Origin of the sequence: Catellatospora methionotrophica (assembly GCF_011297335.1) — a bacterium.
Lineage (GTDB): Bacteria > Actinomycetota > Actinomycetes > Mycobacteriales > Micromonosporaceae > Catellatospora > Catellatospora methionotrophica.
Genome location: NZ_JAAOTJ010000008.1, coordinates 143,513 through 159,903 on the forward strand (window position 1 = coordinate 143,513; position 16,391 = coordinate 159,903).

At 73.2% G+C, this 16,391-nt stretch carries 11 protein-coding genes and 1 riboswitch; of the genes, 6 read left to right on the forward strand and 5 right to left on the reverse strand.

The window, feature by feature from the left end; genetic code table 11:
- Positions 1-131: 131 nt before the first annotated feature.
- The 5 genes from nirB to gcvP all read left to right on the forward strand — a co-directional run bounded on the left by nirB (position 132) and on the right by gcvP (position 8,198).
- On the forward strand, positions 132-2,624 hold the full coding sequence (gene nirB / locus HAV40_RS19960; protein ID WP_166383449.1) for a nitrite reductase large subunit NirB: 2,493 nt from the start codon (positions 132-134) through the stop codon (positions 2,622-2,624).
- Positions 2,621-2,971 (forward strand): nitrite reductase small subunit NirD, encoded by a 351-nt coding sequence (nirD, locus tag HAV40_RS19965; RefSeq protein WP_166383451.1) that lies wholly within the window; start codon positions 2,621-2,623, stop codon positions 2,969-2,971. The genes nirB and nirD overlap by 4 nt, the downstream gene beginning before the upstream one ends.
- A gap of 61 nt (positions 2,972-3,032) precedes the next feature.
- On the forward strand, positions 3,033-4,118 hold the full coding sequence (locus HAV40_RS19970) for a uroporphyrinogen-III synthase (RefSeq protein WP_166383453.1): 1,086 nt from the start codon (positions 3,033-3,035) through the stop codon (positions 4,116-4,118).
- 27 nt (positions 4,119-4,145) lie between these two features.
- The gene (locus HAV40_RS19975) at positions 4,146-5,021 is read left to right on the forward strand and encodes a hypothetical protein (protein WP_166383455.1); all 876 of its coding nucleotides are present in this window, start codon (positions 4,146-4,148) and stop codon (positions 5,019-5,021) included.
- A 184-nt stretch (positions 5,022-5,205) separates the two neighbouring features.
- Positions 5,206-5,295: riboswitch (glycine riboswitch) on the forward strand.
- A gap of 98 nt (positions 5,296-5,393) precedes the next feature.
- On the forward strand, positions 5,394-8,198 hold the full coding sequence (gene gcvP / locus HAV40_RS19980) for an aminomethyl-transferring glycine dehydrogenase (protein WP_166383457.1): 2,805 nt from the start codon (positions 5,394-5,396) through the stop codon (positions 8,196-8,198).
- A gap of 126 nt (positions 8,199-8,324) precedes the next feature.
- Here the strand turns inward: gcvP and HAV40_RS19985 are convergent, their stop codons facing one another.
- Positions 8,325-8,522, reverse strand: a complete 198-nt coding sequence (locus HAV40_RS19985) for a DUF5999 family protein (RefSeq protein WP_120321268.1) — start codon at positions 8,520-8,522, stop codon at positions 8,325-8,327.
- A 175-nt stretch (positions 8,523-8,697) separates the two neighbouring features.
- Here HAV40_RS19985 and HAV40_RS19990 point away from each other — a divergent pair, with 175 nt between their 5' ends.
- Positions 8,698-9,906, forward strand: a complete 1,209-nt coding sequence (locus tag HAV40_RS19990; RefSeq protein ID WP_409365022.1) for a chorismate-binding protein — start codon at positions 8,698-8,700, stop codon at positions 9,904-9,906.
- Positions 9,907-10,030: 124 nt separating this feature from the next.
- Here HAV40_RS19990 and HAV40_RS19995 read toward each other — a convergent pair whose 3' ends face one another.
- The 4 genes from HAV40_RS19995 to HAV40_RS20010 form a co-directional block, all read right to left on the reverse strand.
- Complete coding sequence (locus HAV40_RS19995) at positions 10,031-11,770, reverse strand: substrate-binding and VWA domain-containing protein (RefSeq protein WP_166383461.1); 1,740 nt, start codon at positions 11,768-11,770, stop codon at positions 10,031-10,033.
- 169 nt (positions 11,771-11,939) lie between these two features.
- Complete coding sequence (locus HAV40_RS20000) at positions 11,940-13,097, reverse strand: alanine racemase (RefSeq protein WP_166383463.1); 1,158 nt, start codon at positions 13,095-13,097, stop codon at positions 11,940-11,942.
- On the reverse strand, positions 13,087-14,697 hold the full coding sequence (locus tag HAV40_RS20005) for an IucA/IucC family protein (RefSeq protein ID WP_166383687.1): 1,611 nt from the start codon (positions 14,695-14,697) through the stop codon (positions 13,087-13,089). Before HAV40_RS20005 ends, HAV40_RS20000 begins: the two co-directional genes overlap by 11 nt.
- A complete protein-coding gene (locus HAV40_RS20010) occupies positions 14,697-16,247 on the reverse strand; it encodes an IucA/IucC family protein (RefSeq protein WP_166383465.1) in 1,551 nt (516 codons plus the stop codon). The genes HAV40_RS20005 and HAV40_RS20010 overlap by 1 nt, the downstream gene beginning before the upstream one ends.
- Positions 16,248-16,391 lie beyond the last annotated feature (144 nt).

Here is a 16,391-nt window from a genome sequence, read left to right on the forward strand (position 1 = left end):
ACCGGGCAGGCCCGCCGCGGCTCTTCGAAGCACACCCTCCTGGCGCCGTGACCGGCCCCGGGCACGGCCCGGCCGGCTCCCGCTCATTCGACGACGTCGTCGCCCCTACGCGCCCCCATCGAGGTGAAGGCATGACGAAGAGACTTGTGGTCGCCGGATACGGCATGGTCGCGCAGCGCTTCCTGGAGGCGTTCGCGGAGCGGGAAGCCGACGGCTGGTCGGTGACCGTGCTGGCCGAGGAGGACCGGCCCGCCTACGACCGGGTGCGCCTGTCCGCGTGGTTCGACGACTACGACGCCGGGGCGCTGCACCTGGGCGGCGCGCCCGACGGGGTCGCGGTGCGGCTGAACGAGGCCGTCACCGGGATCGACCGGGACCGCAGGGTCGTGCACAGCGCGTCCGGCGAGACGCCGTACGACGCGCTGGTGCTGGCCACCGGCTCGCGGGCGTTCGTGCCGCCGATCGCGGGCGCTGACCTGCCCGGCGTGTTCGTCTACCGCACCCTCGACGACCTCGCGGCGCTCAAGGACTGGGCGACCGCGGGCGGGCGGCGGGTCGGCGCGGTGCTCGGCGGCGGGCTGCTCGGCCTGGAGGCCGCGAACGCTCTCAAGCTGCTCGGCATCACCACGCACGTCGTCGAGTTCGCGCCCCGGCTGATGCCGCTGCAGGTGGACGAGGGCGGCGGCGCGGTGCTCAAGCGGCACATCGAGGCGCTGGGCGTCACCGTGCACACCGGCCGCGGCTGCGCGGGCCTCACCGGTGACGCGGACGGCGTACAGCAGATGCTCTTCAACGACGGCGGCTCGCTCGACGTCGACGTGGTCGTCGTCGCGGCGGGCATCCGGCCCCGCGACGAACTGGCCGAGCCCGCCGGGCTGGTGCGCGGCCCGCGCGGCGGTTTCACGGTCGACGCCACGTGCGCGACCGCCGACCCGGCCGTATGGGCGATCGGCGAGTGCGCCGCGCTGTCGGTCGACTCCGGCGACGGCGTCTGCTACGGCCTGGTCGCGCCCGGCTACGCGATGGCCGAGGTGGTCGCGGACCGGCTGACCGGCGGCGAGGCGACGATGGCCCGCCCCGACACCTCCACCAAGCTCAAGCTGCTCGGCGTCGACGTGGCCAGCTTCGGTGCGCCGTTCGCCGACGGGCTCGACGTGGTCGTCACCGACCAGGTAACCGGCGTGTACGCCAAGCTGCTGCTCACCGACGATGCGAAGACCCTGCTCGGCGGCATCCTGGTCGGCGACGCGAGCGCGTACCCGACGCTGCGTGCCTCACTCGGCGGGCCGCTGCCCGCGCCGCCGCTGGCGCTGCTCGCCCCGGCCGGGGACGGGTCTCCGAAGGCAGAGCTGCCGGGCACCGCGCAGGTGTGCTCCTGCCATGCGGTGACCAAGGACCACGTCACCGACGCCATCGCGGGCGGCTGCACCGACGTGCCGGGCCTGAAGGTGTGCACCAAGGCGGGCACCGGCTGCGGTTCGTGCATCCCGCTGCTCAAGCAGTTGCTGGCCGCGGGCGGGGTGGTCCAGTCCAAGGCGCTGTGCGAGCACTTCACGTACTCGCGGCAGGAGCTGTTCGACGTCATCCGGGTGCGCAACATCCGCTCGTTCACGGAGCTGGTGAGCGCGCACGGCACCGGCCGGGGCTGCGACATCTGCAAGCCGACGGTCGCCTCGATCCTGGCCGCGGTCAACAACGGCTACATCCTCGACGGCGAGGAAGCCGCGCTGCAGGACACCAACGACCACTTCCTGGCCAACATCCAGCGCGACGGCACGTACTCGGTGGTGCCGCGCATCCCCGGTGGCGAGATCACCCCGGAGAAGCTGATCGTGATCGGCGAGGTCGCCCGGGACTTCGGGCTGTACACGAAGATCACGGGTGGGCAGCGCATCGACCTGTTCGGGGCGCGGGTGGAGCAGCTGCCGCAGATCTGGCACCGGCTCGTCGACGCGGGCTTCGAGTCCGGGCACGCGTACGGCAAAGCGCTGCGCACCGTGAAGAGCTGCGTCGGCGAGACCTGGTGCCGGTACGGCGTGCAGGACTCCGTCGGCCTGGCCATCGAGCTGGAGCTGCGCTACCGGGGCCTGCGCGCCCCGCACAAGCTCAAGTCGGCGGTCAGCGGCTGCGCCCGCGAGTGCGCCGAGGCACGCAGCAAGGACTTCGGCATCATCGCCACGGAGAGGGGCTGGAACCTCTACGTCGCCGGCAACGGCGGGTTCCGGCCCCGGCACGCGGACCTGTTCCTCACCGACGCCAGCACCGAGGAGCTGATCCGCACCATCGACCGTTTCCTCATGTACTACGTCCGCACCGCCGACCGGCTGCAGCGCACCGCTGCCTGGCTGGAGGCGATGGAGGGCGGCCTGGACCACCTGCGCGCCGTCATCGTCGACGACGCGCTGGGGCTCTGCGCGGAACTCGACGCGCAGATGGCCCGCCACGTCGGGTCGTACGCCGACGAGTGGCACGCCACGCTGCAGGACCCGGAGCGCCTGTCGCGCTTCGTCTCGTTCGTCAACGCACCGGGCACGCCCGACCCCGACATCAGCTTCGAGGTCGAGCGCGGGCAGAAGATCCCAGTCCGGGGTCCGGTGCCGGTAACCCTGGGAGGTGCCCGATGACCACGGCGACCATGACCGTCACCTGGACGGCGATCTGCTCGTACGCCCGGCTGGAGGCAGAGCGCGGCGTGGCCGCACTCGTCGACGGCGTCCAGCTCGCGGTCTTCCGTACCTTCTCCGGCGAGCTGTTCGCCATCGGCAACCGCGACCCGATCGCGGGTGCGCAGGTGATGTCGCGGGGCATCGTCGGCACCCGGGGCAGCGCGCCGACCGTGGCGTCCCCGCTGCACAAGCAGGTCTACGACCTGCGTACCGGCGAGTGCCTGGACGTGGCGGGGGTGGCCGTGCCGACGTACGCCATCCGGCGCATCGGCGACACGGTCGAAGTGGCTGTGGATAAACGATGACCGAGCGCAGCGAGGGCGGCGGCGAGCCCGGCCGTGACGGGCTCGCCGGGAAGGTCCGGTCATGACCGAACTCGCGGGTTTCACCGTCGGGGTCACCGCCGACCGGCGGCGCGACGAGCTCGCCGCGCTGCTGGAGCGGCGCGGCGCGCGGGTCGTCATCGCCCCCGCGCTGCGCATCGTGCCGCTGCACGACGACTCCCAGCTGCGTGAGGCGACCCGGCGCTGCCTGGACACGCCGCCGGACATCGTCGTCGCCAACACCGGCATCGGCATGCGCGGGTGGCTGGAGGCCGCCGAGGGCTGGGGCCTGGCCGACCCGCTGCGTACGGTGCTGGCCGAGGCGTACATCGTGGCCCGTGGCCCGAAGGCCCGTGGCGCGGTGCGCGCGGCGGGCCTGCACGACCAGTGGTCGCCGGACTCGGAGAGCTGCGACGAGTGCCTGGCGCACCTGCTCCGGCGGGGTGTCGGCGGGCAGACGGTCGCCGTGCAGCTGCACGGCGACCAGCAACCGGAGTTCTGCGCCGCGCTGCGGGCCGCCGGGGCCGAGGTCATCGAGGTGCCGGTCTACCGCTGGGCGCCGCCGCTGGACTCCGCTCCCCTGCACCGGCTCGTCGACCTCGTGTCGAACCGCCTCGTCGACGCCATCACCTTCACCTCGGCCCCGGCCGTCGGCGCGCTGCTGGCGGCCGCCGGGCCGGGTGGGGACGCGGTGCTGGAGGCGCTGCGCGGCGACGTGATCGCCGCCTGCGTCGGGCCGGTCACCGCCGCCCCGCTGATCCGGCACGGCATCCCGGTCATCGCCCCGGCGCGGGCCCGGCTCGGCGCCATGGTCCGCGCGATCGCCGACGAGCTACCCCGCCGGGCGGTGACCCTGCAGGTCGCCGAGCACCAGCTGACCCTGCGCGGCCACGCCGCGATGGTCGACGGTGAGCTGCGCCCGCTGGCCCCGGCCCCGATGGCGGTGCTGCGCGCGCTGGCCGCGATGCCGGGCAAGGTGCGCTCGCGTGCCTCGCTGCTGCCCGCGCTGCCGCGCGGGGCCGACGAGCACGCCGTCGAGATGGCCGTGGCCCGGCTGCGGGCCGGTCTGGGCGATCCCGCATTCGTCCAGACGGTGGTCAAACGAGGCTACCGGCTGCCGGTGGACTGAAACCGCCAACGGACGTATGGTCCCCGCGTGATGCGTTTCTGGGGACGGCTGCTGGCAGCGGCGTTCGGTATGGCGGCGCTGGTCGGGGCCGCCCAGTTCGGCGTCGTTTATGGACTCGATGTGCTGCGGCTGGACCGGGAGTTCGTCGCGGGCACCGACAACGACTGGAACCTGCAGCTCACCTGGGTGGTGTGGTTCACCATCGTCGCCGTCGCCGGTGGCGCCACCTTCGCCGCCGGGCTGGCCCTGCGCGACCGCCGCCGCATCGGCGCGGCGGTGCGCGTCGTGACCGCCCTGGCCGCGACGCTGGGGGCGGCCGCGGTCGCGTTCCCGCTGACCCTGCAGTCGGCGCAGTACGCCAGGCTCAGCGCGACCCTCGACCCGGAGCTGACCGCCGCCATCGCGGTGGCCGCCGGGGTGGTCGCGGGCCTGTTCGTCGCCCTGCTGGCGGTGGGCCGCAGCCCGCTGGCCGCCGACCTGTGGGTCTGCACCGGCCTGGTGTGGCTGCTGGCGATCGTGTCCTACCTGGACACCACCGGGTTCGGCCGCAATCGCGACGCGATGGGCGAGTACTACGACCCGATGCGGCTGGGCGTGCTCGACATCAGCGGGCTGCAGCCGATCCCCCGGGCCTCGTTCTCGATGCCGGTGATCGCGCTGCTGGTGGCGCTGGCCTGTGCCCTGGTCGCCCGGCACGCGGGGCGGTCGCGGCTGCTGATCGCGCTGTCCGGGGCGGTCGGCCCGCTGCCGGTCGCGATGGCGTACGTCATCGGCGGCCCCGGCCTCTCCCGCGCCCTCACCGACCAGGCCGACGCCTACCTCGGCGCGATGATCGCCGTAGTGGTCGGCCTGATCGCCTCGTCCATCGTCGCCCTGGCCCCCCGCCGCCCCGGCGTCCTCTAACCCCCACCCCCACCCCCACCGCAACTCTTAAAGAGTCGCGCCCAAGGGGTGCCCCGGTGACCGCGACTTTTTAAGAGTTGCGGGGACGGGGGTGGGGGTGGGCTGGGGGGATTGATGGGACGGTGGGTGAGTGGCGTGGGTTACGGTGCCGAAACACACGTGCTGGTAGCGTGGGGGGTGCCGGCACACCCGTGTGGGAGAGTCCGCGTAAAGCGGCGCCGAAGGGGCAATTCCTCCCCGGAACCTCTCAGGCACCCGGACCACTACGGGCATGGCGACTCTGGAGCGGCGCGTCCGCCCTGGCGAGGCCTATGGGCGTCGTCCGTGACAGAGGGGGAGGACTTCCATAGTCCTCGACCCCGGAGTCTCACAATGAGCGCCTTCGTAGACCGTCACATCGGTCCCGGTTCCGAGCAGACCGAGCGCATGCTCGACGCCATCGGCTACTCCTCGGTCGAGGAGCTGATGGACGCGGCCATCCCCGAGGTGATCCGCTGGCACGGCGCGCTGGACCTGCCCGCCGCCGCCACCGAGGCCGAGACCATCGCCGAGCTGCGCGCCTTCGCGGCTCGCAACACCGTGGCCACCTCCATGATCGGCCTGGGCTACTACGGCACGCACACCCCCGGCGTGATCAAGCGCAACGTGCTGGAGAGCCCGGCCTGGTACACGGCCTACACGCCGTACCAGCCGGAGATCAGCCAGGGCCGCCTGGAGGCCCTGCTCAACTTCCAGACCGTGGTCACCGACCTCACCGGCCTGGCCACCGCCAACGCCTCCATGCTCGACGAGGGCACCGCCGCCGCCGAGGCGATGACGCTGGCCCGCCGCTCGTCGAAGAGCAAGAGCAACGTGTTCGTCGTCGACGCGGACACGCTGCCGCAGACCATCGCCGTGATCGCCACCCGGGCGGAGCCGCTGGGCATCGAGGTGCGGGTGCTCGACCTGGACACCGAGGAGCTGCCCGAGCAGTTCTTCGGCCTGCAGCTGCAGTACCCGGGCGCGTCCGGCGCGCTGCGCGACCACGCCGCCCTGATCGAGACCGCGCACGCCCGCCAGGCCCTGGTCTCGGTGGCCGCCGACCTGCTGGCGCTGACGCTGGTCCGCGCGCCGGGCAGCATCGGCGCGGACATCGCCTGCGGCAGCGCCCAGCGCTTCGGCGTGCCGATGGGCTTCGGCGGCCCGCACGCCGGCTACCTGGCCGTACGCGCCGGACTGGAGCGCTCGCTGCCCGGCCGCCTGGTCGGGGTGTCCAAGGACGCCGACGGCACCCGCGCCTACCGGCTCGCCCTGCAGACCCGCGAGCAGCACATCCGCCGCGAGAAGGCGACCAGCAACATCTGCACCGCGCAGGTCCTGCTCGCCGTCATGGCCAGCATGTACGCCGTCTACCACGGCCCCGACGGGCTGCGGCAGATCGCCCGGCACGCCCACGACAGCGCCAATCGCCTCGCGGTCAGCCTGCTCACCGGCGGCGTCGAGGTCGCGCACACCGCGTTCTTCGACACCGTCACCGCGGTCGTGCCGGGCCGCGCGCGGGCCGTGGTCGACGCCGCCGAGCGCGAGGGCGTCAACCTGCGCCTGGTCGACGCCGACCGGGTCAGCGTCGCGTGCGACGAGACCACCACGGTCGCGCACCTGAGCGCGGTCTGCGCCGCGTTCGGGGTGGAGCTGGCCGAGCCGCGTGAGGCGAGCGCGATCCCGGCCGCGCTGGCCCGCGACACCGCGTTCCTGACCCACGAGGTGTTCTCCAGCCACCACAGCGAGACGGCCATGCTGCGCTACCTGCGCCGCCTGTCGGACCTCGACTACGCGCTGGACCGGGGCATGATCCCGCTGGGCTCGTGCACCATGAAGCTCAACGCCACCACCGAGATGGAGGCGGTCACCTGGCCCGAGTTCGGGCAGCTGCACCCCTTCGCCCCGGAGCACCAGACGGCCGGCTACCGCGACATGATCGCGCAGCTGGAGGCCTGGCTGGCCGAGCTCACCGGCTACGACGCGGTCAGCGTGCAGCCGAACGCCGGTTCGCAGGGCGAGCTGGCCGGGCTGCTGGCGATCCGGGCCTTCCACCGGGCCAACGGCGAGGCCCACCGCGACGTGTGCCTGATCCCGTCCAGCGCGCACGGCACCAACGCGGCCAGCGCCGTCATGGCCGGGATGCGCGTGGTCGTGGTGGCCTGCGACGACTCCGGCAACGTGGACCTGGTCGACCTGGACCGGGCGATCGAGAAGCACCGCGACGCGCTCGCCGCGATCATGGTGACCTACCCGTCGACCCACGGCGTGTACGAGACCGGCATCGCCTCGCTGTGCGCCAAGGTGCACGAGGCGGGCGGCCAGGTGTACGTCGACGGCGCGAACCTCAACGCGCTGGTCGGCTTCGCCAAGCCGGGCAAGTTCGGCGCGGACGTGTCGCACCTGAACCTGCACAAGACGTTCTGCATCCCGCACGGCGGCGGCGGCCCCGGCGTCGGCCCGGTGGCGGTGCGCTCGCACCTGGCCCCGTTCCTGCCGGGCACCGCCGACGTGTCGGCGATCAGCGCGGCCCCGCACGGCAGCGCCGGCATCCTGCCCATCCCGTGGGCGTACCTGCGTTTGATGGGCCCGGACGGTCTGGCGGCCGCGACCGGCACCGCGGTGCTGGCGGCCAACTACGTCGCGGCCCGGCTGCGTGCGCACTACCCGGTGCTGTACAGCGGCAACAAGGGCCTGGTCGCCCACGAGTGCATCCTCGACCTGCGGCCGATCACCAAGGCCACCGGCGTGACCGTGGACGACGTGGCCAAGCGGCTGATCGACTACGGCTTCCACGCTCCGACGATGTCGTTCCCGGTCGCCGGCACCCTGATGGTGGAGCCGACCGAGAGCGAGGACCTGGGCGAGCTCGACCGGTTCGTGACCGCGATGATCGCGATTCGCCGGGAGATCGACAAGGTGGGCGCGGGTGAGTGGCCGGCCGATGACAACCCGCTGGTCAACGCGCCGCACACGGCGTCGATGGTGACCGGGGACTCCTGGGAGCACGCCTACCCGCGGTCGGTTGCCGCGTATCCGGGGCTGGGGAGCGCGACCGAGCGCGCTGGAAAGTACTGGCCGCCGGTCCGGCGCATCGACGGCGCGTTCGGAGACCGGAACCTGGTCTGCTCGTGCCCGCCGCCGGAGGCGTTCGCCTGAGGTCTGCTGCCGCCGGCCCGGGGAGGCGTCCTACGACGCGGACTTCGGGCCGGCTCGGCGGGTGTGACAATGAGATCGATCTTCGGGGCGCTGCGTCGCGCCCCTGGGGTGAAGGCCTCTGGTGGGTCAGGCCATGGCGTGCACCGCGGGACCGCGGTGCGGGGCGATGCTCGACCCGTCGGGGAGCAGTTCGCCGGTGTCCTCGAAGACGATGACGCCGTTGCAGAGCAGGCTCCAGCCCTGCTCAGGGAAGGATGCGACGACCTTGGCGGCGTCGTGGTCGATCGCGTCGGCTGAGGGGCAGACCGGTTGGTGCTGGCACAACATCGGGGTTCTCCGCGATTCGGTTAGGGGTGGTGGCGTTGGAAGCTCGATCTGAGACCGTCCGTCGCCGGTGTGCTGTCGATCACAACAGTGACGCACGCTACCAAGCCGAACGAGCCTTTTACGAGCAGGTAACGCTGGGCCTTTCTAGATATCAACCTTTCGGACGAGCGGAATGAAGCCAGTTAGCCTAGCCCCTACCCACGGGATGGCCAGGGATATTCCTGGCATACCGGAGACATGTCGTGACCAGGCGTGGGAACGCTCCCGGCTGGAGTGGCGTGTGGGCGACCCGGGCGATCCGGCCACGCTGATCGAGAACTTCCTGGCCCGGCACGGTCTGCCGGTCGCCGACCTCTCCGGGCCGTCCCTGGCGGGGCTGGCCCACGAGGTCTGCGGGGCGGCGCTGTTCGTCTCCGCCGCGGGCGGCGCCGCCATGATCGACGGCTGCCCCGGGGCGCCCAGCCCCGCGCCGGCCGTGCCTGACGTGGTCGTCGTGGTATACGAACACACGGCAACCGTACGCCCCCAGGGGCCGTTGGGTGGCGTGCTCGCCCGAACGGCCGGCGCGTGGCGGCTCGGCCCGTGGCGGCCCTCCTGGACCCCTTCGCGCCATGCCGAGGCGGTGCAGTCGGTCCGTGAGGCCATCGCCCGCGGCGACGTTTACCAGGTCAACATGGTCGGCCACGTCGCTGCGGCGTACCACGGCGACCCGCTGCCCGCCCTGCGCCGGGTGGCCCGGCTGCCCGGCGCCCGCTACGCCGGGATCCTGCGCGGCGACGGCTGGGCCATCGGCTGCGCCTCCCCGGAGACCCTGCTGGAGGTGCGCGGCGGCCACGCGGCGACCCGTCCCATCAAAGGCACCGCCCCCGCCACCGCCGTGGGCCGTGAAGACCTGCTCGCCTCGCCCAAGGAGCGCGCCGAGCACATCATGATCGTCGACCTGCAGCGCAACGACCTGTCCCACGTCGCGGTCACCGGCACGGTGCGGGTGCCCGAGCTGTTCGCCGTACGCCGCTGGGCCGACCTGTGGCAGGCCGAGTCGGAGGTGACCGCCCGCCTGCGCCCCGGCACCGGCCTGGCCGAACTGCTCCGCGCGATCTGCCCCGGCGGCTCGGTCACCGGCGCACCCAAGTACGCCGCCCTGCGCGAGATCGCCGCCCTCGAACCCGTCGGCCGCGGCGCGAGCATGGGCGCACTGGGCTGGATCGGCCCCGACGGCATCGACCTCGGCCTGACCATCCGCACCGTCGTCGCCGACGGCCACGACGTACACGTCTGGGCGGGCGGCGGCATCACCATCGACTCCGACCCCGCTGCCGAGGTGGCCGAAGCCGCCGCCAAAGCCGCCCCCGTCCGCGCCGCCCTCCACGGCCTCATCTGACCGCCCGCCCCGCCCGCACCACCGCTTCTCATAGACGCTGGCCTATTACATCGACTCAGGCGAGATCAAACTCGATGTAATAGGCCAGCGTCTATTCAAAAAAGGGGCCGGGACGGCCACCGGCTCACTGGAAGTCGAAGATGGCAGCCCGCAGAACGTTGCCGATGTCGTACGACCGCTCGGAGCTGTACGTGCTCACACCCGTAGCCGCCGAGATCTTGGCCAGGGCGCCGCTGTTGGACGGCTTGCCCAGCGCGATCGTGACGACCTTGACCGGCCGCTGGCTGTCCGCACCCTTGATCTTCTCGACGAGCTGGTCGAGCTTGAGGCCCTGCAGCTGGTCGTCGTCGGCGCCGTCGGACAGCAGCACGATCATGTTCGTCGCACCGGCCACGTAGTTCTTCTGCATGGTCTGGTACGCCGCCCACACCGTGTCGTACATACCGGTGTTGCCGCCCGGCTCCAGGCCCTTGAGCTTGGACGTGAGCTGGTCACGCCGCGGCTTGCCGGAGACCTCGTCGGTGAGCTTGCCCAGCGGGACGACCTCGCGGTACGCCTTGTTGCCGGACTGCTTGGAGGAGAAGCTCCACAGGCCGACCTGCGCGTCGTCGCCGAACATGTTGATGGCTTCCTGCGCGCCCGCCTTGGTGAGGTCGAGCTTGGTCTGGCCGCCGGTGCCCCGCACCACGCCGCCCATGGAGCCCGACACGTCGAGCACCAGCAGCATGTTGGTGGGGCGGGCCAGGGCCGTCCACGTCTCCGTCGTCTTCGTGATCGACTCGGTGAGCAGCACCCCGCCGGGCAGCGCGGTGAGCTTGCTGACCACGCCGTTGGCGGGGGACAGCTGCGGGCCGGGCTGGCGGTTGGAGTCGCGGTAGCCCAGCTTCTGCACCTCGCTGCGGGCGGCGTCGCCGCGCAGGTAGCCCAGGAACGCCTCGGCCGCGGCGGTGCGCTGCGGGTTGGTCCAGCCGGCGTTCTTGAGCACCAGGTACGGGTTGTCGGCCTCGGTGGTGGCGTTCTGCGGGTAGACGGCGACCAGGGGCAGCTCGGGGTGGTCGGCGTTGTGCTTGACCACGTCCTGCTCCAGCGCCGGGAAGGCGTTGACCGTCTTGCCGCCGCCGCTGACGAAGTCGGCGAACAGCTCCTCGGTGGTGTTGCGGTACAGCGCCATGCGCTGTTCGAGGGCGAAGACGCGGCCGAGTTCGGTCGCGTCGACCTCGGTGTTGTCGTCGGCGTCGATGATCGCCGACAGGGACAGCAGACCGGCGGTGGAGGTCTCCGGGTTGCTCATGCCGACCTTGACCGTGGGGTCCTGGGCCAGCTTGTCGAGCAGGTCCTTCCAGTCCAGCTTCGCGTCGGGCCAGCCGAGCTTCTCGGCGGCGGCCTTCGGCATGGCGATGACGACGGGCGTACGCGCCACGCTGGGCAGCAGGTCGGGCAGGATCCGGTCGGCGGTCTCGCTGGTGGCGGCGGCGGCCTTGACCCAGGCGCTGGACGGCGGGACCCACACGTCGGGGGCGGGGCCGGAGACGGCCGTGTCCCACTCGTGGGCCAGCGCGCGTACGGTCGCCGCGGTGTCCTGCTCGCCGATCAGCACCGAGGCGCAGACGCCGTCGACGGACGGGTTGGTCTCGGCCCACTTGCCGGCCAGCGAGCGCAGCAGGCTCGCGGTGCCCGGCGCGGCCACCACGGTGGCCTGGGTGGTGCCGCTGCACGCGTCCTTGATGACGTACACGTAGCCGATGGTCGCGCCGGAGCCGATCAGCACCAGCGCCGTCGGGATGACGATCCACGGTGCGATGCTGCGGCGACGGCCACCACCGCGCCGGTGCGATCGGACCGTGGAGTTACGGCCGTTCGGCATCGGGGCCTCCGCTTTCGAGGGGTGTCGAGGGGGTGAAAGGGGGGTGTTACGCACCACATCTCGTGGTGGGACCGGCACAGTCTAGGACGTTGTCAAGCCAGGTCGAACAGGGCGGACCATCTCGTGATCATCCGATTCGCTGGGTAGAGCAGGAGATCACGCTGCGCGTTCAGAGCACGAGGAAGTCCGGTTCCGGGTGGCGCAGGAAGGTGTGGTGGGAGATGTCCCAGCCGTACGCCCCCGTACGCCCGAACACCAGCACGTCGCCGACCCGCAGCCGGTCCACGCGCTGCCCCCGGCAGAGCACGTCGCGCGGCGTGCACAGCTCGCCGACCGCGTCCACGGCCACCCCGGCGACCTCGGGCCGGGGCCACGGGTGATCCCACCGGTCCACCGGCAGCACCGTGAACGGGTGGTCGTATCCCCACGCCGCGGGCAGCCGGAAGTGGTGCGTGCCGCCGCGCAGCACCGCGAACCAGCGCCCGTGCGTGCGCTTGAGGTCCAGCACCTCGGCGGCGTACCAGCCCGTGTCGGCGGCCAGCCACCGGCCGGGCTCGACGACCAGCTCGACCCCGTCCGGCACGCGCGCCCGCAGCTCGTCCAGCGCGAACACCGCGTCCCCGGCGTAGTCCACGCCGAACCCGCCGCCCGCGTTGACGGTGCGCAGCGGCACGCCGAGCCGCCGCGACGTGTCCGCCGACCAGCGCAGGGCCTCGGCGAGGAAGGCCGAGTGCGCGGCCGCGTCCAGGTTGTTGGAGACCGCGTGCAGGTGCCACCCGGCCAGGTCCAGCCCCGGCAGCGACCGGGCCAGCGCCACCGCCTCGGGCAGCTGCGCCTCGTCGACGCCGAACGGGGTGGCGGTGCCGGTCATCGCATGGGTGCCGGGCAGCCCGGCGTCGGCCCGGTTGACCCGCAGCGTGATCGTCACGGTCGCGCCCGCGCGCTCGGCGGCCAGGCTGAGCCGCCGCAGTTCGAGGGTGCTCTCCACGTTGACGGTCGCACCCAGCCGCACCGCGTACGCCAGCTCCGCCTCGGTCTTGGCCGGGCCGCCGAACACGATCCGCCGCGCCCCGGCGGCCTCGGCCAGGGCCAGCTCACCGCCCGAGGCGACCTCCAGGCCGTCGCATGCCTGCGCCGCCGCGCCGACGATCGCCGGATGCCCGTTGGCCTTCACCGCGTAGCAGATCGCCGCCCCCGGCAGCGCCCGCCGCAGCTCGGCGACCCGCGCGGCCAGCACGCCAGGGTCGTACACGTAGGCGCACACCGGCCCGTCGAGTCCCCGCAGGGCCGTCGCGACCCGATCAGGGATGTGCTGCTCAGAGGCCATAAAGCGGATTCTGCACCGGGACGTAGAGGTCGCCCGCACCGGCCAGGCGCATCCGGGTCAGCGCCTTGTGGGGCACCGTCGCGGCCGTATAGAAGGCGTGGTCGGGGTGGCCGCGCAGGCTCCCGTCGACGAACTCCCGCACGATCCGCCACGCGGCGTCGGCGGGCAGGCTGTGCGAGTGGCCCAGCCGCAGCACCAGCTCGCCCAGGTGCGCCTGGAACGCGGTGTACGCCACCTTCGACAGCAGCACCGCCTCGTCCTCGGTGCCGATCACCGAACCGGGCCACAGCTGCAGCCTCGCGCCGGACGCCGCCAGGCGGGGATGGTGTACGCGCAGGCCCGCCAGGTCCCGCAGGGCCAGCCGGTGCGGCACCCCGTCGACGAAGGTCGGCACGCAGTTCTGCAGGTGCGCCTCCAGCCCGATGCCGTGCCGGGCGGCCAGCGCCAGCACCGGCGGGAGCAGCAGCGCGGCGTACTCCCGCAGGAAACCCGCCGCCGCCGTGCGCGGCACGGTCAGGGCGCGGGCCGACGCGTAGCGGTCCACCAGCCCGGCCAGCAGCGTACGGCCGCTGACCGGGTCGGTCGCGGCCAGCGAGCTCGCCGGGACCGGGTGCTCGCCGGGGGCCAGCCGCCCGCCGAGCCCGTCGCGCACGATGGTGCTGAGCTGGCGGCCGTCCTCCAGCAGCCCGGCGACGCCCGCCGGTTCGGCCATCAGCAGCACCCGGTCACCGCCCGGCACCAGCTCCAGCAGCGACGACAGCACCTCGCTGAGCGCCGGCCCGTTGCGGGTCGACGCGATGGAGATGCTGCGCCGCGTCGAGGTGACCTGGATGTCCAGCGACAGCTTCAGGTACGTCGAGCCCTGCGGCAGCACGGTCCGCAGCGCGGCGGTCGGCCGGGCCGGGAGCACGTCGTCGAGGACGCGCAGCGTGCCGTCGGCGAACAGCTCCGGGTGCCGCCGGGTCAGGTGCCGCAGCTGCCAGATGTGCACCGGCAGCAGCCGCCGCCCGCCGGGGGCCGTGACACCCAGCCGCTGCGACAGGTCGTCGCCCAGCGCCAGCTCCGGCAGCACGGACACGAAGCCGATCGCGGTCGACTCGCTCTCCAGGTCGTGCGCGATCAGGTCGCCGGTGTGCCAGCCGAGCCGCGTACGCCCGCAGGGGTGCAGGTTGTGCCCCTCGACCGCGAGCTGCTCCAGCCGCGCGGTGCGCTCGTCGGGGGCGGTGCGGTCGAGCAGCGCGAGCAGGTCGGGTGCTGCGGCGACCGCGGCGGCGGCACGGTGCCCGGGATCGATGACGGCCCGCCGGGCGTACGCCAGAGCCAGGCCGTTGACCGCGCTGTCCAGCTCGGCCCGCAGCCCCTCGTGCGTCACCAGGCTGGTCGGGTCCACGTCGACCGGCGGCAGCAGCACCCGGTCGAAGCCGTGTAGCTCGCCCCGGAAGCGGGTCCGGGCGTCGTCGATGTCCTCGCGCCACAGCGCCTCGGCCAGCCGGGTCGCGACGGTGACCCGGGCCCGTGGCAGCGCGTCGAAGTAGCCGTCGAGCAGCTGCGGGGCCAGGTCCGCCAGCTCGGCGGCGATCGGGTCGGTGAGCGGGCGCATCACGCGGCCAGCGGGTTGGGCAGCTGCGCCCAGACGTCGTCGAGCGGGTCGTCGGCCAGCCGCATCGCGGTCGTCGCCTTCAGCGGCAGCGGATCGCCGAGCACCGACCGCGCATCGGCGGCGGCCGACGGCGGCAGACCGTCGTACGCCTGCTCGACCCGGTCCCGGACCAGCCGCCACAGCTGCTGCGGCTCGATGCCGTACTCGCGCGACAGCACCGCGATCGGCTCGCCGAGCGCCACGGCCAGGCCCGAGCCCAGCGCCTTCGCACGCAACTGTGCCGGGTCGTCGCTGGCCAGGTCACCGTGCAGGGCCGGGGCGTCGACGCCGTGGCGGCGCAGCCGCTCCGGGCTGAGCCGCACCCCGCCGACATCGCGGTAGTGCAACCCGGTCGGCCGCCCGTGGGTGAGCGTGACCAGCAGGTTCTGCCCGTGCGCCTCCAGCGCCACGCCCCGGTGCAGCAGCGTCAGCAGCACCGGCACGATCAGCGCGGCGAGGTCGGCCAGGAACCCGGCGGGGTGGCCGCCGTAGCCGAGCAGCACCGCCTCGCGGATCAGCGGCCTGCCGTCCGCCGGGGACGGCGCGGCCAGCGCCGCGACCGGCACGATCACCTCGTTCGGGCCGGGTTTGGGAGACCGCCGGACGACCACGGCCAGGCTGCGCAGCGGCGTCCCGTCGGTGTCCAGCACCGCACCGGCGGCCAGTTCCGGCCACACCCGCAGGCCCAGGTCGGCGGCGACGACGGCCAGCAGCTTCGACACGACCGGCCCGTTGCGCACCGCGGCAGGGGACACGATGCGCACCGCGCTGGTCATCTGCACGCCGACCGCGGTCTTGTAGTGCCGCGTCGGGTCGGCGACCGCGGCCAGGGTGCGCAGCGACATCAGCGGCATGGTCGCGATCCGTGCGCCGTCGGGCTTGAGGAAGGGGTACGCCGAGAGCACGTGCTCGCGCTGCCACGGGTGTACGGGCAGCCGCGGCGCGAGCCCCGCGCCGGTGGTCAGCCAGCGCTTGGCCGGAACGGTGAACACCTCCAGCTCCACCGTGGGCCGGTGCTCGGGCGCGAACCGCAGCACCTCGGCCTGCGACATGCCGATCCTGGTACGGCAGCACGGGTGCAGCGGGTGGCCGTCCACCACGGACTGCTCCAGCCGCGCCAGCCCGTCGGCGCGCCCGGCCAGCACGGTCAGCGTCGGCTCGCCGCCGGGCCGGTACGGCTGGTTGGCCCGCGCCAGGGCCAGCCCCGCGACACTGTCGGCGACCTCGGCGGTCAGCCGCGCGGAGTCGCCGGGCAGGTCCAGCGCGCGCAGCAGCTCCACCGGGTCGTCGAACGCGCCCACGTCGGTGACGATGCGCAGGCCCTCGGGCGGCACGGCGAACAGCTCCGCCAGCGCGGCCGAACCGATCACGCGGCGGCCACCGGCCAGGGTGACCCGGACGTCACCGCCGTACACCTGCCGGTCGACGACACCCGGCAGCGGCTCGCGGACCAGCGCGCCCCACAGCCGGGCGAGGATCGCGGCGCGGGCCCCGGGCAGTGTCCCGCTCACGCTCGGCACGCTGTTGATGGTCACTCCCTCGTCCGACGGCTCGGCAGAGATCCAGTGTGGACCACCCCACCCACCGCCTGCCACTGCCCATCTCACCCTAGCGTCCTAGGACTCGCCAGCGACGGTGGCACCCGCCACCCTTGC